The organism is Xylanibacter ruminicola, from assembly GCF_900142525.1.
GTDB lineage: Bacteria > Bacteroidota > Bacteroidia > Bacteroidales > Bacteroidaceae > Prevotella > Prevotella ruminicola_A.
Genome location: NZ_FRBD01000012.1, coordinates 54,345 through 79,127 on the forward strand (window position 1 = coordinate 54,345; position 24,783 = coordinate 79,127).

22 protein-coding genes and 1 pseudogene are annotated in these 24,783 nt (G+C 49.8%); 19 read left to right on the forward strand and 4 right to left on the reverse strand.

All coding sequences use genetic code 11. From position 1 onward, the window contains the following. Positions 1-2 precede the first annotated feature (2 nt). The 10 genes from BUB86_RS08880 to BUB86_RS08925 all read left to right on the forward strand — a co-directional run bounded on the left by BUB86_RS08880 (position 3) and on the right by BUB86_RS08925 (position 10,493). Positions 3-1,676, forward strand: coding sequence for a DUF6377 domain-containing protein (locus tag BUB86_RS08880; RefSeq protein WP_073208577.1), 1,674 nt, complete (start codon positions 3-5; stop codon positions 1,674-1,676). Positions 1,677-1,813: 137 nt separating this feature from the next. Next, positions 1,814-3,154 (forward strand): TolC family protein, encoded by a 1,341-nt coding sequence (locus BUB86_RS08885; protein ID WP_073208579.1) that lies wholly within the window; start codon positions 1,814-1,816, stop codon positions 3,152-3,154. A gap of 31 nt (positions 3,155-3,185) precedes the next feature. Continuing rightward, positions 3,186-4,409, forward strand: a complete 1,224-nt coding sequence (locus tag BUB86_RS08890) for an efflux RND transporter periplasmic adaptor subunit (RefSeq protein ID WP_073208581.1) — start codon at positions 3,186-3,188, stop codon at positions 4,407-4,409. Between the two features lie 31 nt (positions 4,410-4,440). Next, on the forward strand, positions 4,441-5,196 hold the full coding sequence (locus BUB86_RS08895; RefSeq protein ID WP_073208583.1) for an ABC transporter ATP-binding protein: 756 nt from the start codon (positions 4,441-4,443) through the stop codon (positions 5,194-5,196). 162 nt (positions 5,197-5,358) lie between these two features. Beyond that, entirely contained in the window at positions 5,359-6,576 is a 1,218-nt protein-coding gene (locus BUB86_RS08900) for an ABC transporter permease (protein ID WP_073208585.1), read from the forward strand. Then, positions 6,569-7,591 (forward strand): sensor histidine kinase, encoded by a 1,023-nt coding sequence (locus BUB86_RS08905; RefSeq protein WP_073208586.1) that lies wholly within the window; start codon positions 6,569-6,571, stop codon positions 7,589-7,591. Before BUB86_RS08900 ends, BUB86_RS08905 begins: the two co-directional genes overlap by 8 nt. Then, positions 7,588-8,295, forward strand: a complete 708-nt coding sequence (locus BUB86_RS08910) for a LytR/AlgR family response regulator transcription factor (RefSeq protein WP_073208588.1) — start codon at positions 7,588-7,590, stop codon at positions 8,293-8,295. Before BUB86_RS08905 ends, BUB86_RS08910 begins: the two co-directional genes overlap by 4 nt. Positions 8,296-8,496: 201 nt before the next feature. Beyond that, positions 8,497-9,501, forward strand: a complete 1,005-nt coding sequence (locus BUB86_RS08915; RefSeq protein ID WP_073208590.1) for a class II fructose-bisphosphate aldolase — start codon at positions 8,497-8,499, stop codon at positions 9,499-9,501. Between the two features lie 363 nt (positions 9,502-9,864). Further along, positions 9,865-10,272, forward strand: coding sequence for a cupin domain-containing protein (locus BUB86_RS08920; RefSeq protein ID WP_081373188.1), 408 nt, complete (start codon positions 9,865-9,867; stop codon positions 10,270-10,272). Then, on the forward strand, positions 10,272-10,493 hold the full coding sequence (locus BUB86_RS08925; protein WP_073208592.1) for a hypothetical protein: 222 nt from the start codon (positions 10,272-10,274) through the stop codon (positions 10,491-10,493). Before BUB86_RS08920 ends, BUB86_RS08925 begins: the two co-directional genes overlap by 1 nt. A gap of 304 nt (positions 10,494-10,797) precedes the next feature. On the opposite strand, the gene tsaA is transcribed toward BUB86_RS08925, so the two are convergent. From tsaA to BUB86_RS08945, 4 genes are read right to left on the reverse strand one after another with little or no spacing between them, the layout of a single operon-like run. Continuing rightward, the gene (gene tsaA, locus BUB86_RS08930; RefSeq protein ID WP_073208593.1) at positions 10,798-11,481 is read right to left on the reverse strand and encodes a tRNA (N6-threonylcarbamoyladenosine(37)-N6)-methyltransferase TrmO; all 684 of its coding nucleotides are present in this window, start codon (positions 11,479-11,481) and stop codon (positions 10,798-10,800) included. Between the two features lie 11 nt (positions 11,482-11,492). Further along, complete coding sequence (locus BUB86_RS08935) at positions 11,493-13,139, reverse strand: family 43 glycosylhydrolase (RefSeq protein WP_073208595.1); 1,647 nt, start codon at positions 13,137-13,139, stop codon at positions 11,493-11,495. 22 nt (positions 13,140-13,161) lie between these two features. Continuing rightward, positions 13,162-14,388: an MFS transporter gene (locus tag BUB86_RS08940; protein WP_410543938.1), complete on the reverse strand. Its 1,227-nt coding sequence runs from the start codon at positions 14,386-14,388 to the stop codon at positions 13,162-13,164. A gap of 2 nt (positions 14,389-14,390) precedes the next feature. Further along, positions 14,391-15,065: an MIP/aquaporin family protein gene (locus BUB86_RS08945; RefSeq protein WP_073208597.1), complete on the reverse strand. Its 675-nt coding sequence runs from the start codon at positions 15,063-15,065 to the stop codon at positions 14,391-14,393. A gap of 106 nt (positions 15,066-15,171) precedes the next feature. Between BUB86_RS08945 and BUB86_RS08950 the strand changes: the two genes are divergently transcribed. The 9 genes and pseudogenes from BUB86_RS08950 (at position 15,172) to BUB86_RS17975 (ending at position 24,773) form a co-directional block, all read left to right on the forward strand. After that, on the forward strand, positions 15,172-16,137 hold the full coding sequence (locus BUB86_RS08950) for a YqiA/YcfP family alpha/beta fold hydrolase (protein WP_139261536.1): 966 nt from the start codon (positions 15,172-15,174) through the stop codon (positions 16,135-16,137). A 145-nt stretch (positions 16,138-16,282) separates the two neighbouring features. After that, on the forward strand, positions 16,283-16,993 hold the full coding sequence (locus BUB86_RS08955) for a biotin/lipoate A/B protein ligase family protein (RefSeq protein ID WP_073208598.1): 711 nt from the start codon (positions 16,283-16,285) through the stop codon (positions 16,991-16,993). Between the two features lie 20 nt (positions 16,994-17,013). After that, positions 17,014-18,150: a glycine cleavage system aminomethyltransferase GcvT gene (gene gcvT / locus BUB86_RS08960; protein WP_073208600.1), complete on the forward strand. Its 1,137-nt coding sequence runs from the start codon at positions 17,014-17,016 to the stop codon at positions 18,148-18,150. 58 nt (positions 18,151-18,208) lie between these two features. Beyond that, a complete protein-coding gene (gene gcvH, locus BUB86_RS08965; protein ID WP_073208602.1) occupies positions 18,209-18,589 on the forward strand; it encodes a glycine cleavage system protein GcvH in 381 nt (126 codons plus the stop codon). 42 nt (positions 18,590-18,631) lie between these two features. Continuing rightward, complete coding sequence (gene gcvPA, locus BUB86_RS08970) at positions 18,632-19,948, forward strand: aminomethyl-transferring glycine dehydrogenase subunit GcvPA (protein WP_073208603.1); 1,317 nt, start codon at positions 18,632-18,634, stop codon at positions 19,946-19,948. Beyond that, positions 19,945-21,360 carry an aminomethyl-transferring glycine dehydrogenase subunit GcvPB gene (gcvPB, locus tag BUB86_RS08975; RefSeq protein ID WP_073208605.1) on the forward strand — a complete coding sequence of 472 codons (1,416 nt, stop codon included), beginning with the start codon at positions 19,945-19,947 and terminating at the stop codon, positions 21,358-21,360. The genes gcvPA and gcvPB overlap by 4 nt, the downstream gene beginning before the upstream one ends. Further along, positions 21,353-22,681 carry a dihydrolipoyl dehydrogenase family protein gene (locus BUB86_RS08980; protein ID WP_073208607.1) on the forward strand — a complete coding sequence of 443 codons (1,329 nt, stop codon included), beginning with the start codon at positions 21,353-21,355 and terminating at the stop codon, positions 22,679-22,681. Before gcvPB ends, BUB86_RS08980 begins: the two co-directional genes overlap by 8 nt. A gap of 112 nt (positions 22,682-22,793) precedes the next feature. Beyond that, positions 22,794-24,467, forward strand: a pseudogene (locus BUB86_RS08985) (Na/Pi cotransporter family protein); the annotation flags it as partial. Positions 24,468-24,497: 30 nt separating this feature from the next. After that, entirely contained in the window at positions 24,498-24,773 is a 276-nt protein-coding gene (locus tag BUB86_RS17975; protein ID WP_262503392.1) for a winged helix-turn-helix domain-containing protein, read from the forward strand. Positions 24,774-24,783: the final 10 nt, after the last annotated feature.

Consider the following 24,783-nt stretch of genomic DNA (forward strand, 5'->3'; position numbering starts at 1 on the left):
CAATGAAGAAGGGACTACTAATAGTATTCTTGTTCGCATTTGCCGGTATGGTGCTGGCAGATGGTAAAAAGAGTTTGGAAGACTACTGCAAGCAGATAGACGAGGCTATTGCGCACTCGGCTGACTACGTGGCTGCGCACGAAAAGAAGATAGGTGAGACGAAGCATGCGTTGAACATCGAGACGTCGGCCAAAGGAAAATACCAGTTAAATTTTCAGTTGTACGAACTATACAAGCCGTTTGTGAGCGACTCGGCCATGTATTTCCTCGGTAAGTGTATTGCGCTGGCCGACGGGCTTGGCGATACATCAGGCGCCATCAAGTGCCGATCGCTGATGGCCATCAGGTGCTCAAACATCGGTATGTATGATGAGGCTTTGAACATTCTCGACTCGATACAGCCTGTGGGTGTCGACACTCTGACGCTGGGCACATACTACGATGCATATAATAATGTATATAGTGAGCTGGCCTACTACACAAGGCTTGACATGATGAAACAGCGATACCAGGCCAAGGCCGACTACTACAAGAAACTGATGCTGCAGACGATGCCCGAGACCTATGAGTCGTGTTTCCTGCGACGGGAACAGGATGCTCAGGGCGAAGGCAAGTTAGACGTGGCAATGGCCATCAACAACAAGTGGATGAATACGGTAGAGAAGGGCTCGCATCCTTACGCCCTGGTGGCGCTGTACCGTTATATAGAATACAAACTGCAGGGCGACAGAGACCAGATGATGTTCTGGCTGGTAGAGTCGGTGCTGGCCGACATCCATAATGCGGCGATGGATCAGGGGTCGATGTGGGAGCTGGCCAACGAGCTGATGCTGAGCGGTGAAATCGACAAGGCATCAGAATACATCAGCTTTACCAGCGACTGCGCCAACCGCTACGGGTCGCGACAGCGAAACTGGCAGATAGCACCGCTGCTGACACACATTGCCAAAACCTACAAAAGCCAGAGTGAGGATACCACCACCCAACTGCGTATCACGTTGGTGGCCATCAGCTTGTTGCTGCTGTGTCTGCTGGGCGTACTGATATTCCTGCATCGCCGCAACCGACAGCTTAACATCGCCCGAATGGAGCTGAAGGGTAAGAACACCGAACTGCATACGGCCAATTTGCAGCTGGCCAAGCAGACCGAAGAACTGTCTACTCTCAATGCTCAATTATCAACCCTCAATTCTCAATTATCCGAGAGTAACCGGGTGAAAGAAGAGTACATCGGCCGATTCATGAGTCTGTGTTCGCAATACATCGACAAACTTGATAACTATCGTAAGATGGTGAACAAGAAGATGAAGAACAAAGAGTTGGAAGACCTGTTCCGCATGTCGAAGTCGACCGAGTTGAAAGAGAAGGAACTGGAGGAATTGTACCAGAACTTCGACTCGGTATTCCTGCACCTGTTCCCCAACTTCGTGAACGACTTTAATGCGCTGCTGCAGCCCGAAATGCAGGTGCACCCGAAGGAAGAAAACAGGCTGGCAACCGAAATACGTATATTCGCATTGATACGACTGGGCATTGAAGACTCGTCGAAGATTGCCGAGTTCCTGCATTACTCGGTTAATACCATTTACAACTATCGAGCCCGCATCAAGAACGGCGCTCTCGACAATCGTGAGAGCTTTGAGCGACGCATCAAAGAACTTGGGAATATCCAATAGTTAAAAAAGTATTAACAAATTTTATTTTATCGAATATTTGGCGGTTAAAATCTACTAACCGTTAAATATTCGTTGAAAAGATTTGGTGGTTATCGACAAAGTTATTATCTTTGCCGACGAAATCAATGATGATTAGGATGAAAAAAGGATTAGTTGTGCTGAGTATGATGATGCTGACAATTTCGGCATCGGCGCAAAAGAAATGGACTATGCAGGAATGCGTAGACTACGCAATGGAAAATAACATAACTCTGCAGAAGTCAAAACTGCAGAAGCAGAGTGCTACCGAAGACCTGAAAGGGGCGAAGGGAGCGCTGCTGCCTACTCTGAACGCATCGACCAACCAGAGTCTGGGTTATCAGCCCTGGAAAGATGCTGGCGTGGCTACCGTTACCAACGGAACGGTGAATACCAAGGTGGATAAGACCTATTATAATGGTTCGTACGCGTTGAACGCACAGTGGACCGTTTGGAATGGTGGTAAGAAGACCAACACCGTAAAGCTGAATCAGATAGCCGAGGATGAGGCTGAGCTGCAGACACAGGAGACAGCCAACAGCATTCAGGAGCGTATCGCTCAGATATACACTCAGATTCTGTATCTGGATGAGAATGTGAAGGTGAACGAGCAGATGCTTGAAACCGCTAAGAAGAATGAGGAACGTGGTCGCGAGATGGTGAGTGTTGGCAAGATGAGTAAGGCCGACCTGGCACAGCTGAGCGCACAGAGAGCTACCGACGAGTATAACATCGTGGAGACCAAGAGCCAGTTGCTGAGCTACAAGCTGCAGCTGAAACAGCTGTTGGAGATTACTGATGAGACAGAGTTCGATGTGGCTATCCCTGAGATTACCGACGCCATGGTGATGCAGGAGATACCATCGTTGCAGAGTGTTTACGAACAGGCGCTGATAACGCGCCCTGAGATTGAGCGCTCTAAGCTGGCCATCAAGAGCAGCGACGTGAACCTGAGTATCGCCAAGGCCGGATGGATGCCCACGGTGAGCGTATCAGGAAGCTTTGGCACCAGCACTAACTCGCTGAGCAGCAACGGATGGGGCAAGCAGATGAAGACCAACTTCGATGCCATGGCAGGATTCTCAGTCAGTGTGCCCATCTTTGACGGTCGTTCTACCAAGACATCGGTCAACAAGGCCAAGATTCAGCAGCAGTCGGCCCAGCTCGACCTGCTCGACCAGCAGAAGACGCTGTATTCTACCATTCAGGACTATTGGCTGAATGCACAGACTAATCAGCAGAAGTACAAGGCTGCCAGCGCTACCGTCGAGAGCGAGCAGCAGAGCTACGACCTGCTCTCAGAGCAGTTCCGTTTAGGATTGAAGAACATTGTAGAGCTGATGACGGGTAAGGACAATTTGCTCTCGGCTCAGCAGAACCAGCTGCAGTCTAAGTATCAGACCATCTACAACCAGCAGATGCTACACTTCTATGAATCAGGAAGTCTGATTCATAATTGAACATTGATCGTTAAATATTGAACGTTAGGATATGAAAAAGATCGGAAAGAAAGGATGGATAGCGATAGCCGTGGTGGCCGTTATCGTGATTGTGGGCATAGTGAAATGCGCAGGTGGCAAGAAAGAAGAGAAAATCAGCTTCGATACCGCCAAGGTGATGAAAACCAATATCCAGACCAGCATTACAGCTACTGGAACTATCGAGCCTGTTACCAGCGTAACCGTTGGTACTCAGGTGAGTGGTATCGTGAGTCATCTGTATGTTGACTACAATAGCGTTGTGAAGAAAGGACAGGTGATTGCTGAATTGGACCGCACCAACCTGATTAGCGAGTTGAACACCGCTAAGGCCAACCTGAGCAGTGCCCAGAGTTCGCTCAACTATCAGTTCTCTAATTATAATAGGTATAAGGAGTTACACGAGAAGGGACTGGTAAGTGCCGATGAATTCGAGAGCGCCAAACTGCAGTATCTGCAGGCTAAGGAGCAGGTGAATACCTCGCGCGAGAGTGTGCAGAAGGCACAGACCAACCTGGGTTACGCCACCATCACATCGCCTATCGACGGTGTGATCCTCTCGAAGTCAGTCGAAGAGGGACAGACTGTGGCTGCATCGTTCAACACCCCAGAGCTGTTCGTGATTGCTCAGGACCTGACAAACATGCGTGTTATTGCTGACATTGACGAGGCTGACATAGGCGGTGTAAAGGAAGGTCAGCGTGTGAGCTTCACCGTCGACGCTTTCCCCGACGACCACTTTGAGGGTCTGGTGACTCAGGTGCGCCAGCAGGCTACCACCGAGAGCAACGTGGTTACTTACGAGGTTGTGATATCAGCACCCAACAAAGACCTGAAGCTTAAGCCCGGACTTACAGCTAATGTTACCATCTTCACTCTGGAGAAGAACGACGTGCTGGCAGCTCCAGCCAAGGCTCTGCGATTCCAGCCTAACGAGGCATTCCTGCAGAAGGGCGAGACAATCGACGACTGCGAGGGCGACCACAAGGTGTGGACCAAAGAGGGAACTGTGTTTAAGGCCCACAAGGTGGAGATTGGTACCACCAACGGCATCATGACCGAGATTACCGGCGGCATAAAGGAGGGTACCGAGATTCTTACAGACTTCAATATCAGCGGTGGCGCTGGCGAGGCTGAACAGCAGCAGGGCGGTAACCCATTCATGCCACGTCCACGTAACAACAATAACAAGAGTAACAACAAGAGCGGAGGCAACGCCGCTCCCCCAGCACCCTAAAGGTGAGAAGGTGAGAAAGTGAGAAAGAAAGATGGAAGAGAATAAAAAAGTAGTCATCGAGCTGCAGAATGTGAAGCGCTACTTCCAGGTGGGCAGTGAGACGGTGAAGGCTTTGAGGGGCGTCTCGTTCAAGATCTATGAGGGCGAGTTTGTTACCATTCAGGGCACATCGGGCTCAGGCAAGTCTACACTGCTGAATCAGTTGGGCTGTCTGGACACACCTACCAGTGGTGAGTACTTCCTTGATGGTATATCCGTACGTACCATGTCGAAGACTCAGCGTGCCAAGTTGCGTAACCGTAAGATTGGCTTCGTGTTTCAGAACTATAATCTGCTGGCTAAGACCACAGCTCTGGAGAATGTGGAGCTGCCATTGATGTATAATTCCGAGATCTCGGCCAGCGAGCGTCGCCAGAAAGCGATGGACGCACTGAAGGCCGTGGGACTAGAAGACCGTATGTATCACAAGTCTAACCAGATGTCGGGCGGACAGATGCAACGTGTAGCCATTGCCCGTGCGCTGGTTAACGACCCAGCAGTGCTGTTGGCCGACGAGGCAACAGGTAACCTCGATACCCGTACGTCGTTCGAGATGCTGGTGCTGTTTCAGGAACTCTACAAGCAGGGCCATACCATTATCTTTGTGACCCACAACCCTGAGATTGCCGAGTATTCGAGCCGTAATATTAATCTGCGCGACGGAAAGATTCGCGAGGATACTATCAATACGAATATCAAGTCGGCAGCCGATGCTTTGGCTCTGTTGCCTGCACCAGTGGATGACTAGAATGGAAAGGAATAGAAAGGAATTAAAAAGGAAGTGAAAGGGAAGTGAAAAGGACAAATGTTCTGTGATAACATCAAGAGCAATAGTAATGTCCCTTTAACTTCCGAGGCCGAAGGCCGATAACTTCCCTTTAACTTCCCTTTAACTTCAATATAAATAAAGATGAACATATTAAATCTTTTTAAAGTAAGCCTGAAGGCTGTGGGCAACAACAAGATGCGCTCGTTCCTCTCGATGCTGGGTATCATCATTGGTGTGGCAGCGGTTATCATCATGATGTCCATCGGTCAGGGCTCTAAGGAGAGTATCCGTGCTGAGCTGTCTACCATGGGTACCAACCTGCTCACCATCCGTCCGGGTGCCGACATGCGTGGCGGTGTGCGTCAGGATCCGTCGAGCATGCAGACACTGAAGATGGCCGACTACGAGCGTATCGTTCGCGAAAAGAAGTTTGTCACCAAGGTGTCGCCCGAGGTTACAGCAAGCGGTCAGGCCATTTATGGTAATAACAATACCAATGCCTCGATGTATGGCGAGAGTATTGACTATTTGGACATCCGACTTTGGACGATAGAAGAGGGTGAATGTTTTACTGAGGAGGACATCAAGAAGGCCGCCAAGGTGTGCGTGGTGGGAGCTACCATCGTGAAAGAGCTGTTCGGCGAGGGTGCCGAGTGTATCGGCAAGACCATCCGCTTTAAGAGCATCCCCATGCGTATCGTAGGTGTGCTAAAGGCTAAGGGATACAACTCGTGGGGTATGGACCAGGATAATGTGATTATCTGTCCGTATACCACCGTGATGAAGCGTATAGCTGCGCAGACCTACTTCTCGAGTATCATTTGCTCGGCCGTTACCGAGGAACTGAGCGATGCTGCCATCGAGGAACTCACCCAGATACTGCGCGACAACCACAAACTGAAGGAGGATGCCGACGACGACTTCACCATCCGCTCGCAGGCCGAGATGATGGAAACCATGTCGAGCACCATGGACACCGTGACCATCATTCTGGTTGTGGCTGCAGCCTTCTCGCTGTTGGTGGCTGGTATTGGTATCATGAACATCATGCTGGTGTCTGTAACCGAGCGTACCAAGGAGATTGGACTGCGCATGGCTGTGGGAGCCACCGGTCCTGTCATCTCGCTGCAGTTCCTCATCGAGTCGGTGCTGATATCCGTCACGGGCGGCTTGATAGGCGTGATGGTAGGCGTGGGCGCCAGCACGTTCGTGGCGTCGTTTGGATTCCCGTCCAGTGTGCCAGCTTGGAGCATCTACGTATCGTTCCTGGTATGTGTGTTCATCGGCGTGCTGTTCGGATATATCCCTGCGCAGAAAGCTGCTAATATGGACCCGATAGAAGCTATCCGACATGAATAGGAAATTAGGATTTGCGTGCCACTTTCTACTATGGGCTTATATGTTCCTCTCGCCACTTCCATTCTGGCGTGGAACCGGAATCACGTTCGGGCAGTACTTGATGTACTGCCTTGATCCGTTGTTCCTCATGATTGTGTTCTATCTGAACTATCTTTATCTCACTCCGAAGTTTTTCGTATCAGGCAAGCATCGTTACGATCTTCTTATTAATGTGATACTGGTTATCTCGCTGGGTATCATTCTGAACTATTGGAAGGAATTTACTAACGCTTTATATTCAGTTCCAGGCAGGCATCTGGATGCGCTCGACTACTTTTCACGTACGCTGCGTGATAGTCTTAATTTCGCTATCTTTGCCGCTGGTTCTACTGCCTTGGCCCTGGCTCGCCGCTATGTAACGGCCGATAATGCGCTGAAGGAGTCGGAGGCTGCGCGTGCCAAGAGTGAGTATCTCACCCTGCGCTCGCAGATCAATCCGCATTTCCTGCTCAACACGCTTAACAACATCTATGCGCTTACCGCTATCGACCAGGAGCGGGCACAGGATGCCATTCAGCAGTTGTCAAAGATGCTGCGTCACATGCTCTACGACAATCAGGAGAGCGAGGTGCTGCTGAGCGACGAGGTGCAGTTCCTCGAGAACTACATCAATCTCATGAAGATCCGCCTGTCGCAGAATGTAGATGTGACCTTTGTGCCACAGATAGCCCGCCCCGATGTAAAAGTAGCACCGCTTATTTTTATCTCGCTGGTCGAGAATGCGTTTAAGCATGGTATCAGTCCTACCGAGCCGAGTTTCGTGCATATTAATCTGGTATCCATGTGCAATGAGATTACATTCAGCATCGAGAATTCAAACCATCCTAAAACAAGTCAGGACCGCAGTGGTCATGGCATCGGACTCAATCAGGTGCAGCGCCGACTGGAGTTGGCATACCCTGAACATTACACCTGGACCAAAGGTGTATCGGCCGACGGAAAAATTTATACATCTACAATTCATATACAATTATGACTATTACATGTGCTATTATCGACGATGAGCCTTTGGCAGCTGGTCTGCTTGAGAGCTATGCAAAGAAAACACCTTATCTTGAACTCGCTGGTACCTACAACAGCGCCGTTGAGGCGATGAAGCATTTGCGTGAGAATCCAGTACAATTGTTGTTCCTCGACATTCAGATGCCAGAGTTGAGTGGCATTGAGTTTGCCAAGATTCTACCAAAAGACACCAAGCTCATCTTTACCACCGCATTCCCCCAGTATGCGATTGAGGGTTTCAGGGTCAATGCGCTCGACTATCTGCTGAAACCGATTTCGTATAACGACTTCCTGAAAGCCACCGACAAGGCGCTTGAGTGGTTCTCGGTGGCCCAGCGTCAGGACATCTATCGCCGCGATCGCTTTATGTTCGTTAAGAGCGATTATAAGCTGCAGCGTGTATGCTTAGATGATATCCTGTATGTAGAGGGATTGAAGGACTATGTACGTTTTTATCTTAAAAATGGCGACCAGATTATGTCGCTCATGTCGATGAAGAAACTGGAGGAATATCTGCCTAAGCCCGAATTCCTGCGTACCCATCGCTCGTTCATTGTACACATGACTGAGACCCCTCTGGTAGAGCGCTTCCGTATTGTGTTCAACGACGTACAGATTCCGATATCCGACAACTATAAGGAAGACGTCCAGAAGTACTTCGACGAACATACAATCTGATATAGCGAAGGGAAGAAGAGAAGTGAAAAGTGAAAAGTGAGTTTTACAAAATGGGGCGCTTTGGATTTCTGATTGCAAATAAAATCAAAAAATTCAGGCGTCCCTCATAAACTTTTCAGTTTTCGCTCTTCGCTTTTCGCTACTTTTTTGTACCTTTGCAGGCGTTAATATTGCAATTATTCATTTAAATTTATAAATAATATGGTTAATTACAAGGATTTAGGTCTCGTAAATACTCGCGAGATGTTCAAGAGAGCAGTAGCCGGTGGCTATGCTATCCCCGCTTTCAACTTCAACACAATGGAGCAGATGCAGGCTATCGTACAGGCTGCAGTTGAAACAAAGTCACCTGTTATCATGCAGGTTTCTAAGGGTGCTCGTAACTATGCTAACGCTACTATTCTCCGCTATATGGCCGAGGGTGCTGTAGCTTACGCTAAGGAGCTGGGTTGTGAGAATCCTGAGATCGTGCTTCACCTCGACCACGGTGATAGCTTCGAGCTCTGTAAGGATTGTATCGATATGGGCTTCTCTTCAGTGATGTACGATGGTAGCTCACTGCCTTATGAGGAGAACATCAAGATCTCTCGTCAGGTTGTAGAGTATGCTCATCAGCACGATGTAACTGTTGAGTGCGAGCTCGGCGTTCTCGCTGGTGTTGAGGATGAGGTTGTAGCTGAGGAGTCTCACTACACAAAGCCTGAGGAGGTTATCGACTTCGCTACACGCACAGGTTGCGACTCTCTGGCTATCTCTATCGGTACTTCTCACGGTGCTTACAAGTTCAAGCCCGAGCAGTGCACACGCGATCCTAAGACTGGTAAGCTCGTTCCTCCTCCATTGGCATTCGACGTGCTGGCCGAGATCGAGAAGAAGCTTCCTGGATTCCCCATCGTTCTCCACGGATCTTCATCAGTTCCTCAGGACGAGGTTGATACCATCAACAAGTTTGGTGGCAACCTGCCCGATGCAGTAGGTATCCCCGAGGAGCAGCTGCGCAAGGCTTCTAAGAGCGCTGTTTGCAAGATCAACATCGACTCTGACTCTCGTCTGGCTATGACCGCTGCTATCCGTCAGTACATGGCTGAGCACCCAGATCACTTCGACCCACGTCAGTATCTGAAGCCTGCTCGTGAGAACATGAAGAAGATGTACATCCACAAGATTGTGAACGTACTCGGTTCTGATGGAAAGCTTGCTAAGTAATTCTGTTAGAATACAATAACATCAATCCCCGCTAAGTTTCGTTTCTTAGCGGGGATTTTTTTGCCTCTCAAGTCCAAGTAGATTTGCAAATAATATTTTTTCCCCTTTTCCGCTTGTAAATCCAAAAACTTTTTGTATTTTTGGGGCGGAAACCTAGTTATAACAATATTAACCCAATGACAAAATGATAATGAGAAAAGCTACATTACGATTATTGCTTCTTGTTCTGCCCATGATGTGGGGCCTATCATCGTGTACGGAGATCGACTTTGCTGAAACAAACAATTATAAATAATGTATATCATGAAACAAATGAAACAATGGATGCTTGCCGCCATCCTGATTTGCGGCGCAGCTGCTTTCATGACAGGCTGCAATGAAGCGAAAGATAATGAAGATAATCCCGCACAGACGGTGACGAGTGAAGAACTGATTCGCACTTCGCAGAGCTGGGACGGCGTAGAACTGCCTGACTATTTTCAAGGACGCCCAGAACTGGTGGCCGTGAAGTATGTGTTCCCCGCCGGACAAAAGCTGGGCTGGCACCACCACCCTGTGATGAACTACGGCGTACTGGTGCAGGGTGAACTGACCATCATCGGCCAGGACGGCAAGGAAAAGACTGTGCATGAGGGCGAGGCCGTTGTCGAGATGGTGAACACCATCCACCACGGCGAGAACCGAGGCACCAAGCCCGTTATCCTCTACATGTTCTACCTCTCGCAGAAGGACCTGCCTCTGGCCGTGCAGCATCCGGAAATCACGGATTAATGAATAAAACAAAGCTTTGGTTGATCGCCGCTATCCTCATCATTTGCGGCGCAGGTCTGTTTGGCAGTTGTTCTAACAATGATAACTCTGTTAACACTGAGAAGTTCACCATAACCACCCTCAATGTCGACGGACTGCCACAGGCCGTGCCACTGCTGCCGACGTTTGGATTACCCTGGAGCGTAATGGTAACTATCCCGCTCTTGAGCAGGGCTCGGTGATGCAGGATGAAGGCGCCAAGGGCTGGATGCGTCAAGGCGAGACGCTCGAGAAGATGATCTACATTAATCCCCAAGGCGGCACGCAGCACTTCCTCTAACAGCCAAATTTACTATCAATCGCCAAGGCTGATGGAAGCACGATCGCTGACGAAGAAGAGGCCGATGCGTAGTCCTTATATGTGATGAGTATTTCTGATATATAATCCAGTGTACAAGCAAACTGGAATTTTACCCCACTTCTGTTATCCAGCTTTGTATGTTTCAAGTGGTTTTTGTATAACTCTTACATTATTATATTAGGTTTTTATGTGGGTAAATGAATGATGTCTACTACCGTCAGGATGCCACCTGATACCTTGAAGCGGATGTCGAGATTCAGGAAGGGCATGCCGTAGATGCGATCAGGATCGTCGTGATAGCGCGGACGCGGGTCCTGGGCCAGCGTGGCTTTGAGGGATGCTATCTCTTTTTGAGGCACACGGGCGGCCAGCGCATCGGGCAGTTCTACTCCCAGCGGCTGCCATTCTGTTTGGTCTACAAAACCGCTGCGGGCATCGGGGTGGGCATCGGCATAGGCCACGTAGGGCTTGATGTCGTAGATGGGTGTACCGTCCATCAGGTCGGCGCCACGCACGTAGATGACAGGCCCCAGCTTAGGGTCGTGCTCAACACGCTCGAAACGTACGCACGACAATCCTAGGTTGTTTGGGCGGAAGGGCGAACGGGTGGCAAACACACCCATGCGCTGGTTGCCGCCCAGGCGCGGCGGGCGCACCGTAAGGCTCTTCTGGGCATCGCGGTTGGCCGAGAACTCCCATACCAGCCAGAGATAATCAAAGTCTTCGATACCGCGCACGGCATCCATCTGGCGGTATTCGGGTGTGAATACGATACGCCCCGTCAGATCGGGAACGAGTCCGCTCTGACGGGGAATACCAAACTTGGTGGAGAATGGCGATTCGAAATGTGCTATCGGCTGTATCTCCATTCTGTTACTATTTAATTCTGGAATTCAAAGTCTTCAAGTATGCAGATAGACTTGTCCTTCGTGTCGGAGGCGAACTTGAAGTAGATGGCGTGCTTGCCCGTGAACTGCTTCAGCTCGGGCAGGTCGACAGTAAGGTCGGTAGAATTCTGCACCATGTGGGCTGTAACAGGTATGCTGCCAAGCAACTTGCCACCCTGACTCTCCCAAGGACGGTCGATCATCACATCAATCTTACCCTCAACACCCTCTGGTATCAGTCTTATCTTCATGTGCAGATTATCCTTGCCATAGGTGTTGGTGAAGTTGAAGTACTTGTAGCCTACGATGGAGCCATCGGTATTGTTGACAACGCGGTTGCTGTTGTTCTTCAGGTCGTAAGGCTTCTCGAAGTTGGTGTCGGTGCCATACGATGCTTCTATGTACGAACCGTAGAACACATTATTAGGATACTGGTGCTCGGCCACCTTGGGGCCAGTAAACCAGCATGCAATACCTGCCGAGTGGCGCTCCAGAGGATTAAGACCATTGGTGGCAAAGCCCTCAGAGTTATACTCCCCCTCGCTGATCTCTACCTTGCCGCCGGCACCTTTCTGCACTTTCACCTCGATAGGGGCTACCATGGCCTGGCGCGCATATTCGTTGGTGCCCGTCTGGCGGTGGTAGAACACATACCACTTGCCGTTTACCTGACAGATAGAACCATGGGTGTTGCCCGAAACTGTTCCGGTGGCGATGGTGTCGCCCTTCTCGTTGATCTCGCGACCACGACCATCGATGATGGTGCCACCGTAAGTCCATGGGCCCAGAGGATGGTCGCTATAGGCGTAAGCCAGGGTGTAGTTGGTGTCGGGCAGGCCGAACTCGCCATTCTCAGTCCAGCGGCTGTAGATGAACACATACTTGTCTTCGATCTTACGGATAGACGAAGCCTCGAAGAAACGGAACTTGCCAGGCTCGTTCTTGCCTGAAACCATGCCGTCAACAATCTGTGTGCCGGGTTTAACGGTGCACATGGTGGCTGGGTCGATCTCGGCAGCATACGAGTGTTCAAAGCCCCAATAACCATACACCTTACCATCGTCGTCGACAAACACGGCGGGGTCGAAACCATAGATACCGTCAACCTTCGTGGGGTCGTCGGCACTCCAGTTGCACACCTCGAAGGGGCCGTCGGGGCGATTACTCTTGGCTATCAGACTGTTGCGGAAACCAGACTGGTCGTTGGGAAACAGGTAGTATGTCTTCTTGCCGTTGCTATCGGTTACCAGTGCCACATCGGGCGCAAACAGCACGTCGGCAGTCTTGGCCGAATCGAAAGGCTCGCCCTTGGCATTCTTGTCGACTACAAGGATAATGCCGTCGTAGCGCCAATTGTTAAGTTCGTCAACCGGTGCCGACCATACTACCTGGTCGCGACCACAGTACATCGTCTTCAGGTTGTCGTGCGAACCATAGATATACACGCGCTGCTTGCCTGGGTTGTCAGGATCGTCGAACACGTAAGGTTCGCCGTCGGGTATATGCTCCCACAATGGGAGATAGGGGTTACCAACTGTGGTTTTAGTAGTGCTCGCAGACTCTGGTTGGTGAGCGCACGATGCTGCCATCGCTATGCAGCAGGCGGCTGCGAGAGTGGCTTTCAGTACTTTTGTTTTCATTTTTATTAATTTAGTTTGGTTTTTAGATGTCGTCATGTTTCTCCTCGCGGTGTACGGTGAGTCCGAATCCATAAAGGCCTACAACGATGTAGCAGAGTAGGGGGATGATGAAGGGTACAATCATGTCGGTAGCATCGGCAATGACGCCTACCAGCAGGAATCCGCATCCGCCCACAGGGGTCATCATCAGGATGCTGGATGCACTCTTGGTGAGCGATCCCATGCCACGAACAGCGAGCGAGAAGATGGTGGGGAACATCACTGCCTCGAAGAAGTAGTTGCCCAGAAGACCAATCATAGAGATACGGCCGAAGTTCATCAGTACGATCATGGTGCAAACCACACATCCACATCCGCAGATGAGCAGCATGTGCTCGGCAGGTACCCAACGCATGATGAAACTGCCACCGAAACGGCCCACCATGAAGAAGGCCAAAGCAGCTGTGAGCACCATCGATGCAGTGCGGTCGTCCATCCATCCCATGCCTGTAACATAGTTGATGAAGTAGCTGTTGATGGATATCTCGGCAATTTCGTACGAGAGCAGAGCAATCAGTCCGTAAACAAAGAACTTGTGCTTCCAGATGCGCTTTAGCGGGTCGCGGCCGTACTTGGCCTTCTCTTCCAGTCCGTCGTTATGCTTAATCTCTGGCAGCCTTACCTGAGTAAAGATACCGGCGATAAACAGCACCACGAATCCCAGTATTACGTATGGAATTTCTACGTTTCCACCGCCATCGCTGAATAGAAACTGACCAACGGCAAAGGTGGCAAACAGGCATCCCAAGCCGTTGAACGACTGCGAGAGATTCAGACGACTTGATGCCGTCTGCTTGGCGCCGAGCTCGGTAACATACGGGTTGGCCGCCGTCTCAAGGAACACCAGTCCAACGCTGATAATAAACAGGGCAATGAGGTAGGCATCGAGTGTGCCGGCCTCTGTACATGGTACAAAAAGCCACGAACCAAGCGCAAAGAGGATGAGTCCGAACACGATGCCACGACGATAGCCGAAGCGGTTGATAAACAGTCCTGCGGGGATAGCCATCAGGAAGTAACCCATGTAGGTGGTTACCTGGATGAGCGACGACTGGGTGATCGAGATGTGCATCTCGTTCTGGAAGTGCTTGTTCAGCACGTCGAGAATGGCACGGGCAAATCCCCAAAGGAAGAAGAGTGTAGTAATTAATATGAACGGCACCATGTAGTTGGCGCCGTTCACCCTAAATAATCCGTTTTCTTTATTCACTTTTATTTTTCTGTGTCAATGAGTTTCCAGATGCCAGCAGCGCATGCACCACCAACAAATGGTCCTACGATAAATATCCAAAGATTAGCCAGCGCTGTGCCGCCCTGGAAAATGGCAGGGGCGATAGAACGGGCTGGGTTTACAGATGTGCCTGTGTAGCGGATACATACCAGATGAACTAGAACGAGCGATAGACCGATGGCCAGACCGGCAAAGTTGTTGGTAGCACCATTTGTCTTGGCGGTAGCACCCAGCACCACAAGTACGAATACGCAGGTGAAGATGATCTCGGCAAGCAGTCCGCCCAGAACACTGACGTTGACCTGCAGGTCGTTGGCACCTGTGCCCTCAAGACCAGGCACATTCTCGGTTAAAATATACAGCAGCAAAGAACCGATGAAAGCACCGATTACCTGGAAAAGCATGTACATACCGCAATCCTTTCCGCTCATTCGGCCACTCAGGAAACAACCCAGTGTGATGGCTGGATTAATGTGGCAGCCGCTGACACCTCCAATGGTGTAAGCCATGGCTACAACTGCCAGTCCAAAGGCGAAAGCAGTACCTACCACAGCGGGAATGTTGTTTACAGGATCACAACCCAGACTAACAGCTACGCCGCAGCCCATCAGTACAAGCACCATAGTGCCCACCATCTCTGCTAAATACTTTTTCATAATTCTTTAGTTTTAAAAATGTTTGTTATTATGGTTTCTGCTTGCAAAGATACAAATTATTTCGTTTCGTACAAATAAATTCGCATTATTTTTGTACTTTTGCACCATGATGGATTTATTTAAAGGCAAAAAAGTATTGTATGTGCATGGCTTTGCATCGTCTGGGCAGTCGGGCACGGTGACTCGTATTCGTGAGGTTCTGACACAGGCCACGGTGATAGCACCCGATATACCCATTCATCCGGAAGAAGCTATTACATTATTAAATAAGGTGTGTGAGAGCGAGAAGCCCGACCTGATTATCGGTACTTCGATGGGGGGCATGTATGCTGAGATGTTGCGCGGCTATGACCGCATCTTGGTGAACCCGGCATTGCGTATGGGCGACACCATGAAGGAGCATGGTATGATAGGTGCACAGCACTTCCAGAATCCCCGTCAGGACGGCGTGCAGGATTTTATGGTGACCAAAGCTCTGGTTAAGGAGTATAAGGATATCACCGAGCGCTGTTTCGATGGCGTAGACAACGATGAGCAGCATTGCGTATGGGGCCTCTTCGGCGACGAGGATACCACGGTGAACACTTACGACTTATTCCGTGAGCACTACACGCAGGCTGTGCGGTTTCATGGTGAGCATCGCATGAACGACAATTCTTTTATGCACTCGGTAGTGCCGGTGATACGTTGGATTAGCGACCGTCAGGAGGGTAGGGAGCGTCCTATTGTGTATATCAGTATCCGAGCGCTGATGGATCAATACGGTAAACCGTTTAGCTCTTCACAGAAGGCCATCCGACAGCTGCTTGAGACTTATCAGCTGTATTTCGTGGCTCCGGCACTTGTTGATGCTCAGCACTATGCTGATGTAAATGCGTGGTTGTATGAGTATATCAATGTTCCTGCCTATGCACATACCATCTTTACCAATCAGCTGAATCTGCTGTATGGCGATTATCTGATTGATACTCAGAAGGTTGATGGTATGGCTACGGTGATAGAGTTTGGGTCGGATACGTTTAAGACGTGGGACGACATCATCCCATACTTTGAACGCTTAGGCGGTCAGTAAATAACTCCCCTCCTCTTGGGAGGAGGGGTTAGGGGTGGAGGAGATAAATTCTTTTTCCCTTTTTACAAAATTTAGAAGAAAACCTTTGGCGATTACATAAAAACTATATATTTTTGCAGAAAGTTTTAACGACTATACTCTACAGATGAAATATATCGCCTTACCTACCAGTGAAACTCGCCAGCTGTCATTCTATCTGGCGATGGAGGAATATGTGGCTCGTCGCATCAACGAACCCGATTGCTTTTTTATGTGGCAGGTAGAGCCTAGTGTTATCTTCGGGCGCAATCAAGTTCTTGAAAACGAAGTCAATGTGGCCTATTGCCGCGAGCATCACATCAAGATGTATCGTCGCAAGAGCGGTGGTGGTTGCGTGTATGCCGATATGGACAACCTGATGCTGTCGTATGTTGGCGATGGCGATCAGGTGGGGTTTACTTTCAACAAGTTTCTGCAGATGATGCTGCTGGTGTTGCGCAAGATGGGGGTAGAGGCTACCAGCACCATCCATAACGACATTATGATTGGCGATCGTAAAGTGTGTGGAACGGCCTTCTATCAGCTGCCTGGTCGTAGCATTGTTCATAGCACCATGCTCTACGATACCAATATGCAGCACATGTTGAATGCCATCACACCGAGTGTCGAGAAACTGGAGAAGAAAGGTATTCAGAGTGTTCGGCAACGCATCACCTTGCTGAAGGATTACGTCAGCCTGACGCTTGACGAGGTGAAGACGCTGATTCGAGAAACGCTCTGCAAAGGCGAAATCACGTTAACCCCAGAGCAAGTGGCCGAGATAGAAACGATAGAGCAGTCGTACCTGAAACAAGAATTTATACACCTTATAAAATAATCATACAACAACAATAATCTATGGCAATTAAACAAGAAATTTTTCAGAAAACCAAGCGTACTTGTCTCTACGACAAGCACTTGAAGCTTGGCGCTATGATGGTCGAGTTTGGAGGCTTCGATATGCCCCTGCTGTATCAGAGCAGCATTCTCCAGGAGCACAAGGCCGTGCGCGAACATGTAGGATTGTTCGATGTTTCGCACATGGGCGAGGTCACGGTCAAGGGAAAGGATGCCGAGCGCTACGTGCAGCACATCTTTACGAACGATATCGCAGGCGCCCCTGTTGGTAAGATCTATTATGGCATGATGTGCTACGAGAATGGCGGCACAGTGGATGACCTGTTGGTATACAAGATGGGCGAGAACGACTTCTTCTTGGTTATCAACGCTGCCAACATCGATAAGGACTGGGCGTGGATGCAGGAGAAGGCCGAAGGCTTCGATATCGATCTGCAGAACCGTAGCGATTACTACGGTCAGATCGCCGTTCAGGGCCCTGAGTCGGAACATACCGTCGAGAAAGTTTTAGGTTTAGAGTGTAAGGAACTTACTTTTTACACCTGTAAAACTGTTCTCGTTCCACACTCCACACTCCACACTCCACAAGAAATTATTATCTCCCGCACCGGCTACACTGGCGAGGATGGTTTCGAAATCTATGGCTCACACGAGTATATCAACGAGTGCTGGGACAAACTGATTGCTGCAGGCGTACAGGCTTGCGGACTGGGATGTCGCGATACACTCCGCTTCGAGGTCGGATTGCCGCTTTATGGCGATGAGCTCACTCAGGATATCACGCCAATCATGGCTGGTCTGGGGATGTTTGTGAAACTCGACAAGGCTGAGTTCATCGGTAAGGAGGCGCTTGCCAAGCAGAAGGCCGATGGACCGGCCAAGAAGTTGGTTGGTATCGAACTCTTCGACAAGGCAATCCCCCGTCATGGCTACACCGTATTAAATATGGATGGTGAGCCTATCGGCGAGGTAACCACCGGCTATCACACTATCTCATCAGACAAGAGCGTGTGCATGGCACTGGTAGATGCCGCTTATTCTAAGCTCGACACCGAGGTGCAGATTCAGATACGCAAAAAAGTGTTCCCCGGCAAAGTGGTTAAGAAACAGTTCTATAACAAGAGCTATAAAAAATAACCCCTCTCCAACTCCCCCCGAGGGGGAGAGAAAATGAAAACAATTAATATCAAATAATATGGCTAAAGTAATTGAAGGACTCTACTACTCAGAGTCACACGAATTTGTAAGAGTAGAAGGTGATTTTGGTTTCGTTGGTATCACAGACTATGCTCAGAATGCATTAGGTAATGTGGTGTATGTAGATATGCCCGATGTTGACGACGAGGTTGAGGCTGGCGAGGAGTTTGGCGCTGTAGAGAGCGTAAAGGCTGCCAGCGATTTGTATTCGCCCGTTAGTGGTACTGTAGTCGAGGTGAATGAGGCTCTTGACGATCAGCCCGAGCTGATTAACCAGGATGCCTTTGAAAACTGGATCATCAAGGTTCAACTCAGCGACAAGTCTGAGCTCGACAACCTCATGGATGCCAAAACGTATGCTACGTTTTGTGAAAAATGAAAAAATGAAAGAATGAAAAAATGAGAAATTTTCATTATTAATATGTATAAGTATTTTCCGCATACTCAGGAAGATCTGCAGGCGATGATGGAGAAAGCCGGGGTGAAAGACCTCGACGGCCTCTACGCCCAGATTCCTGATAGCATCCGCTTCAAGGGCGATTATAAGTTGCCCTCGGAGATGAGTGAGATGGAGGTTCGCCAGCTGTTCGAGAAGCTGGGCTCACAGAACTATCAGCTCACCTGCTTTGCCGGCTATGGCGTTTACGATCACTATATGCCATCGGCTATTCCAAGTCTGTTGCAGCGTTCTGAGTTCTTAACCTCTTACACCCCGTATCAGGCAGAGATATCGCAGGGCACACTCCACTATATCTTTGAGTATCAGAGCATGATGGCCGAACTGACAGGTATGGACATCAGTAATGCCTCGATGTACGACGGTACCACCGCGTGTGCCGAGGCTATGATGATGGCAGTGGCAGCCGGTAAAAAGCAGAGAAAGGTGCTGGTATCTGAGGGATTGAACCCTAAGACACGCAAGGTGCTTGATACCTATGCCCTGCATCAAGGCATCGAACTGGTTACCATCCCACTAAAGGACGGCATCACACAATTGTCAATTATCAATTCTCAATTGTCAATTAATAACGATGTGGCCGGCGTTATCGTTCAGCAGCCCAACGTATATGGTATCGTTGAAGACTTCACAGGCTTTGCCGATGCGTGCCATGAGCATAAGGCTCTGTTCATTATGGATAGTGTAGCTGCCGACTTGGCTGTGCTGAAGACACCAGGCGAGTGGGGCGCTGATATTGCTGTGGGCGATGGGCAGTCGTTGGGTATTCCTATGCTCTTTGGCGGTCCTTACGTGGGTTATATGTGTTGCACCGAGAAACTGATTCGCAAGATGCCCGGTCGTATTGTAGGTATGACCAAGGATAATCGCGACCAGCGTGCCTTCGTGCTCACCCTTCAGGCTCGCGAGCAGCATATCCGTCGTCAGAAGGCAACATCTAATATCTGTTCGAACCAGAGTTTGATGGCACTCTTCGTTACCATCTATCTCTCGTTGATGGGTAAGCAGGGTGTGAAAGAGGCTGCTCAGTTGTCATATGCTGGCGCTCATTATCTCTGCGATCAGTTGCTTGCAACAGATCGTTTCCATCTGGTTTACAATCACCCATTCTTCAATGAGTTTTACGTGACGTACGATGGTGATGTAGATACATTGCAGCAACGATTCATCGACGCAGGATTCCTGGGCGGTGTGAAGTTGGATAATGGTATCCTCTTCGCCGTTACCGAGAAGCGTACTAAGGAAGAAATTGATAACCTCGTAAAGATAGCTGCCTTATGAACAATCGATTATATGGAAATCTGATCTTTGAACTCTCAAAGGAGGGTCGCAAAGGCTATAGTCTGCCAAAGAATAATTATGGCAGTTACGAGATACCTGCTTCAATGCAGCGTGCTGAAGATGCAAAACTTCCAGAGTGCGACGAGTTGACCGTGGTGCGCCACTATACGAATCTCTCGAATAATAACTTCGGTGTTGATACAGGCTTCTATCCTCTAGGTTCTTGTACGATGAAGTACAACCCTAAGATTAACGAGGATATGGCTGCACTGCCTCAGTTCCAGAACCTGCATCCGGAGCAACCACAGAAGACTGTGATGGGTGCCTTGGCTTTGGTATCGCTGTTGGAGAAATCGCTCTGCGAGTTGACCGGTTTGGCTCACTTCACCTTTAAGCCCTATGCTGGTGCTCATGGTGAGTTGACAGGTTTGATGACGATTGATAACTATCATCGCCAGCGTGGCGATATGGCTCGTAAGAAGGTGATAGTACCCGATAGTGCCCATGGCACCAACCCTGCCTCGGCAGCAGTCTGCGGCTTGGAGATTATCGAGGTAAAATCTAATCAAGATGGCCTAGTTGATCTAGCCGATCTAGAGAGATTAGTAGAATTAGAAGGCGATTCTATCGCCGCCATGATGATGACCAATCCAAATACCCTTGGTCTCTTTGAAACCCGTATTCCTGAGATTGCCAAGCTCATCCATGATTGTGGCGGTTTGATGTATTACGATGGTGCTAACCTCAACCCTATGTTGGGTGCTTGTCGCCCTGGCGATATGGGCTTCGATGTGATGCACATCAATCTGCACAAAACGTTCTCAACGCCTCATGGCGGAGGTGGCCCTGGTGCCGGTCCTGTAGGTGTTCGCGAGGGCTTGCAGGATTGCTTCCCCTTCGTGTCACCCTATCATGGCAACTATGGCGTGATGATGCGTGCCTACGCTTATATTCTCTCGTTGGGGCGTGAGCATATCAAGGAGGTTGGTCCTCTGGCTGTGCTCAATGCCAACTACATCAAGGAGAGTCTGAAGGATGTCTATGAGTTGCCTATCGACACCATCTGCTGTCATGAATTCGTGTTCGATGGTTTGAAGGATAAGTCTACTGGTGTTACTACGATGGATGTGGCCAAGCGCTTGCTTGATTATGGCTATCATGCGCCCACCATCTATTTCCCGCTGCTGTTCCACGAGTCTCTGATGATTGAGCCTACCGAGAACGAGAGCAAGGAGACGCTCGATGGCTTTATCGCCGTGATGCGCAAGATAGCTGAGGAGGCCACAACCAATCCTGACGAGGTGAAGTCGGCCCCTCACACTACGCCTATTGGTCGTGTAGACGATGTACTTGCTGCCAAGCATCCCGTTACCACCTATCGTCAACTTAAGGCAGAAATGTTCAATGAATAAAACTGATTTGATTATCATCGGTGCGGGCCCTGGTGGGTACCGCGCCGCTGAATATGCAGCCAAGCAAGGCCTCAAGGTAGTCATCTTCGAGGGCGCAGAGGTTGGTGGCACCTGCCTCAATGTGGGTTGCATCCCCACCAAAACCTACGTGCATAGTGCCACCTTCGCTGAGGCTCGCGAGCGTATGGCCCAGGTCGTCCCCCAGCTCCGCGCTGGCGTAGAGTCCATCCTCTCGCATCCCAACATCACCCTCATCCGCGAGAAAGCTGCTTTTGTCGATGCTCATACCGTCACCTCCCCCTCGGGGAGGATGGAAGGGGGGGCCATCATCATTGCTACTGGTTCTGAAACTAAATGGCTCCCCATCAAGGGCATCGATGCCCCTCGCGTGGTCGATTCCACAGGCTTGCTCAATCTCGAAACCCTGCCCAAGCGTCTCGCCATTATCGGCGCAGGAGTCATCGGCATGGAGTTCGCCAGCGTGTTCAATCGCTTCGGTTCAGAAGTTACTGTCATCGAATACTTAAAGGAGTGCCTCCCCGCCCTTGATAGCGATATAGCCAAACGCCTTCGTAAGCAGATGGAAAAGGAGGGCATTACCTTCAATATGCAATGTGGTGTCAAGCAGATAGCTGATGGCAAAGTGTTTTTTGAAAACAAGAAGGGTCAGACGGAAAGCGTTGAGGCCGATGTCATTCTTATGGCTACTGGCCGTAAGCCCCGCACAGAAGGTTTAAATCTCGAAGCACTTGGTGTCCCCCTTGCACCTAACGGCGCCATCCCTGTGGATTCTTTCTCGTTCCTCGTTCTTGGACAAGCCAAGCGGCAAAGCCGAGCGCCTCATTCCTCGAATATCTATGCCATCGGCGATGCCAATGGAAAACAGATGCTGGCTCATGCAGCTGAGATGCAGGCCATCCGTGCCGTGAATCACATCATTGGCAAACAAGATGCTATCGACTTCAATATCATGCCCGCCGCCATCTTCACAGAGCCTGAGGCTGCCTGCGTAGGTCCAACCGAGGACCAGCTCAAGGCGCAAGGCATCGCTTACGAGTGCCGCAAGTCATTTTGGCGCGCCAATGGCAAGGCTATGGCCATGAACGAGACCGAAGGTATGCTCAAGCTGTTCACCTCCCCCTCGGGGAGGCCGGGAGGGGGGCTCATCCTCGGCTGCCATGCTTATGGCGCCCACTCAGCCGATATTGTACAAGAGGTCAGTGTCCTGATGTGTAAACACACCACTATCGCTGAATTGGCTGATATGGTGCACATTCATCCCACACTCTCTGAAATACTAAAGACTGCTGCGGAAATTTAATCCGCAGCGGCCTTGTTACATAAAAACTTAACCATTTTGTAACAGCCTATAATTAGGTAAACTAAAGAGTTTTTTGTATATTTGCAGCGTGAAATTTTAAAATGGATAACGAATGGAAATTGAAATTGTATTAAGACTATTAGGTTCGCTGGCTCTACTCATTTTCGGCATGAAGATGATGAGCGAGGCGCTGCAGAAAATGGCTGGTTCAGGTTTGCGCCATGCACTGGCCAAAATGACATCTAACAGAATAAAAGGTATGCTGACCGGCGTGTTTGTGACGTGTGCGGTCCAGTCGTCATCGGCCACTACGGTCATGACGGTCTCGTTTGTGTCGGCCGGATTATTAACCCTTGCACAAGCCATCAGTATCATCATGGGAGCCAACATCGGCACTACGCTCACGGCGTGGATCATGTCGTTGGGCTATAATGTCGACTTAACCAGCGTGGTGTTCCCCGCGTTTATCGTGGGCATGGTACTGATCTATAAACAACGTCATCGAGTGGTGGGCGATCTTCTGTTTGGGTTGGCATTCCTGTTCTGGTCGCTGGTCATGTTGAGCGATGTGGGGCGTAGTATGGACTTAGCGCACAATGCCGATGTGGTGGCATTCTTTGCATCGTTCGATACAGGTAGCTATCTCACGATACTCGCTTTTCTCGGTGTTGGCACTTTGATTACCTGTATTGTGCAGTCGTCGGCAGCTGTTATGGCTATCACCATTCTGCTCTGTTCTACCGGCGTACTACCTATTTATCTTGGTATAGCACTGGTTATGGGCGAGAACATTGGTACTACAGCAACGGCAAATCTGGCTGCTCTGGGTTCAGGTATAGCCGCTCGTCGGGCTGCCCTGGCTCATCTACTGTTTAACGTGTTCGGTGTGATATGGGTGCTCCTGGTGTTCTATCCCTTTGTAGATATGGTTTGTAGTCTTGTGGGTTACGATCCTACGATGTCGGGTCAAACCGCACTTCTACCCGTGGTGCTCGCCTTGTTCCATACCTGTTTCAATTTGCTCAACACGGCCATCCTCTTGCCACTGGTTCCTCAGATGGAACGTGTGGTTTGTCAGTTGATGCCCGATAGTAAGGATAAGACCCGCGAGCCGGTTACTCTGCGCTATATCCAAGGTGGACTGATGGCCACCCCTGAAATATCTGTGATGGAGGCTCAGAAGGAAATCTTCCATTTTGCAGAGCGCATGCAGCGGATGTTCGGCATGGTGCGAAGTCTGCTCGATGAGAAAGATAATCGGGAGTTCGACCGTCAGTTTGCCCGCATCGTTAAGTATGAAGACATAGCCGACCACATGGAAATAGAGATAGGTAAGTATCTGGAGATGGTTAGCAACGAACGCCTGTCTGACCATACTAAAGACAAGGTGCGCACGATGCTCCGACAGATAGGCGAACTGGAGTCTATTGGCGATGCATGCTACAAGATGGCTCGCACCATCCAGCATCGCAAGGAAAGTCGTGAGGATTTTACGCCTCATCAGTATCAGCGACTGCACGAGATTCTTAGCTTGGTCAACGAGGCCTTGACGCAGATGATGGTGGTTGTTTGTGGTCGACGTGAGGATCTTTCTACCGCCCCTTCTATGGAGATAGAGTGCGATATCAATGCGCTTCGCGATGAGCTGAAGGCCAAGAGCATCAGCGAAGTCGATGCCCATCAAGCCACCTATGCAGTTACAGCCCTTTATATGGATGTGGTGGCCGACTGTGAGAAACTGGGCGATTATGTCATCAACGTGGTAGAGTCGCGCCTTGGTAAGCGTTATCTTACTTTCCAAGGCCTGCAGGTAAATATGGATCATAAGTTAGTGACGGTCGACGGTACGCCCGTCAGTCTTACGCGTACCGAGTATGGTTTGTTGTGTGAGCTGATGTCGGCTCATGGTGAGTTGCGCTCCCGCCAACAGCTCATGGATAGCATCTGGGCAGGAACCATCGTTTCTGATCGCACCGTAGATGTCCACATCACCCGCCTCCGCAAGAAACTCGGCCCCTACGCCAACAACATCAACAACCGCCCCGGCTTCGGCTACTATTTCGACGATAAAATAAATAACGCTGCAGGTTAGTTCCTACAGC

Coding starts and splice junctions, on each gene's coding strand:
- BUB86_RS08880 (WP_073208577.1), top strand. CDS start 3: ATGAAGAAGGGACTACTAATAGTATTCTTGTTCGCATTTGCCGGTATG.
- BUB86_RS08885 (WP_073208579.1), top strand. CDS start 1,814: ATGAAAAAAGGATTAGTTGTGCTGAGTATGATGATGCTGACAATTTCG.
- BUB86_RS08890 (WP_073208581.1), top strand. CDS start 3,186: ATGAAAAAGATCGGAAAGAAAGGATGGATAGCGATAGCCGTGGTGGCC.
- BUB86_RS08895 (WP_073208583.1), top strand. CDS start 4,441: ATGGAAGAGAATAAAAAAGTAGTCATCGAGCTGCAGAATGTGAAGCGC.
- BUB86_RS08900 (WP_073208585.1), top strand. CDS start 5,359: ATGAACATATTAAATCTTTTTAAAGTAAGCCTGAAGGCTGTGGGCAAC.
- BUB86_RS08905 (WP_073208586.1), top strand. CDS start 6,569: ATGAATAGGAAATTAGGATTTGCGTGCCACTTTCTACTATGGGCTTAT.
- BUB86_RS08910 (WP_073208588.1), top strand. CDS start 7,588: ATGACTATTACATGTGCTATTATCGACGATGAGCCTTTGGCAGCTGGT.
- BUB86_RS08915 (WP_073208590.1), top strand. CDS start 8,497: ATGGTTAATTACAAGGATTTAGGTCTCGTAAATACTCGCGAGATGTTC.
- BUB86_RS08920 (WP_081373188.1), top strand. CDS start 9,865: ATGACAGGCTGCAATGAAGCGAAAGATAATGAAGATAATCCCGCACAG.
- BUB86_RS08925 (WP_073208592.1), top strand. CDS start 10,272: ATGAATAAAACAAAGCTTTGGTTGATCGCCGCTATCCTCATCATTTGC.
- tsaA (WP_073208593.1), bottom strand. CDS start 11,481: ATGGAGATACAGCCGATAGCACATTTCGAATCGCCATTCTCCACCAAG.
- BUB86_RS08935 (WP_073208595.1), bottom strand. CDS start 13,139: ATGAAAACAAAAGTACTGAAAGCCACTCTCGCAGCCGCCTGCTGCATA.
- BUB86_RS08945 (WP_073208597.1), bottom strand. CDS start 15,065: ATGAAAAAGTATTTAGCAGAGATGGTGGGCACTATGGTGCTTGTACTG.
- BUB86_RS08950 (WP_139261536.1), top strand. CDS start 15,172: ATGATGGATTTATTTAAAGGCAAAAAAGTATTGTATGTGCATGGCTTT.
- BUB86_RS08955 (WP_073208598.1), top strand. CDS start 16,283: ATGAAATATATCGCCTTACCTACCAGTGAAACTCGCCAGCTGTCATTC.
- gcvT (WP_073208600.1), top strand. CDS start 17,014: ATGGCAATTAAACAAGAAATTTTTCAGAAAACCAAGCGTACTTGTCTC.
- gcvH (WP_073208602.1), top strand. CDS start 18,209: ATGGCTAAAGTAATTGAAGGACTCTACTACTCAGAGTCACACGAATTT.
- gcvPA (WP_073208603.1), top strand. CDS start 18,632: ATGTATAAGTATTTTCCGCATACTCAGGAAGATCTGCAGGCGATGATG.
- gcvPB (WP_073208605.1), top strand. CDS start 19,945: ATGAACAATCGATTATATGGAAATCTGATCTTTGAACTCTCAAAGGAG.
- BUB86_RS08980 (WP_073208607.1), top strand. CDS start 21,353: ATGAATAAAACTGATTTGATTATCATCGGTGCGGGCCCTGGTGGGTAC.
- BUB86_RS17975 (WP_262503392.1), top strand. CDS start 24,498: ATGGATCATAAGTTAGTGACGGTCGACGGTACGCCCGTCAGTCTTACG.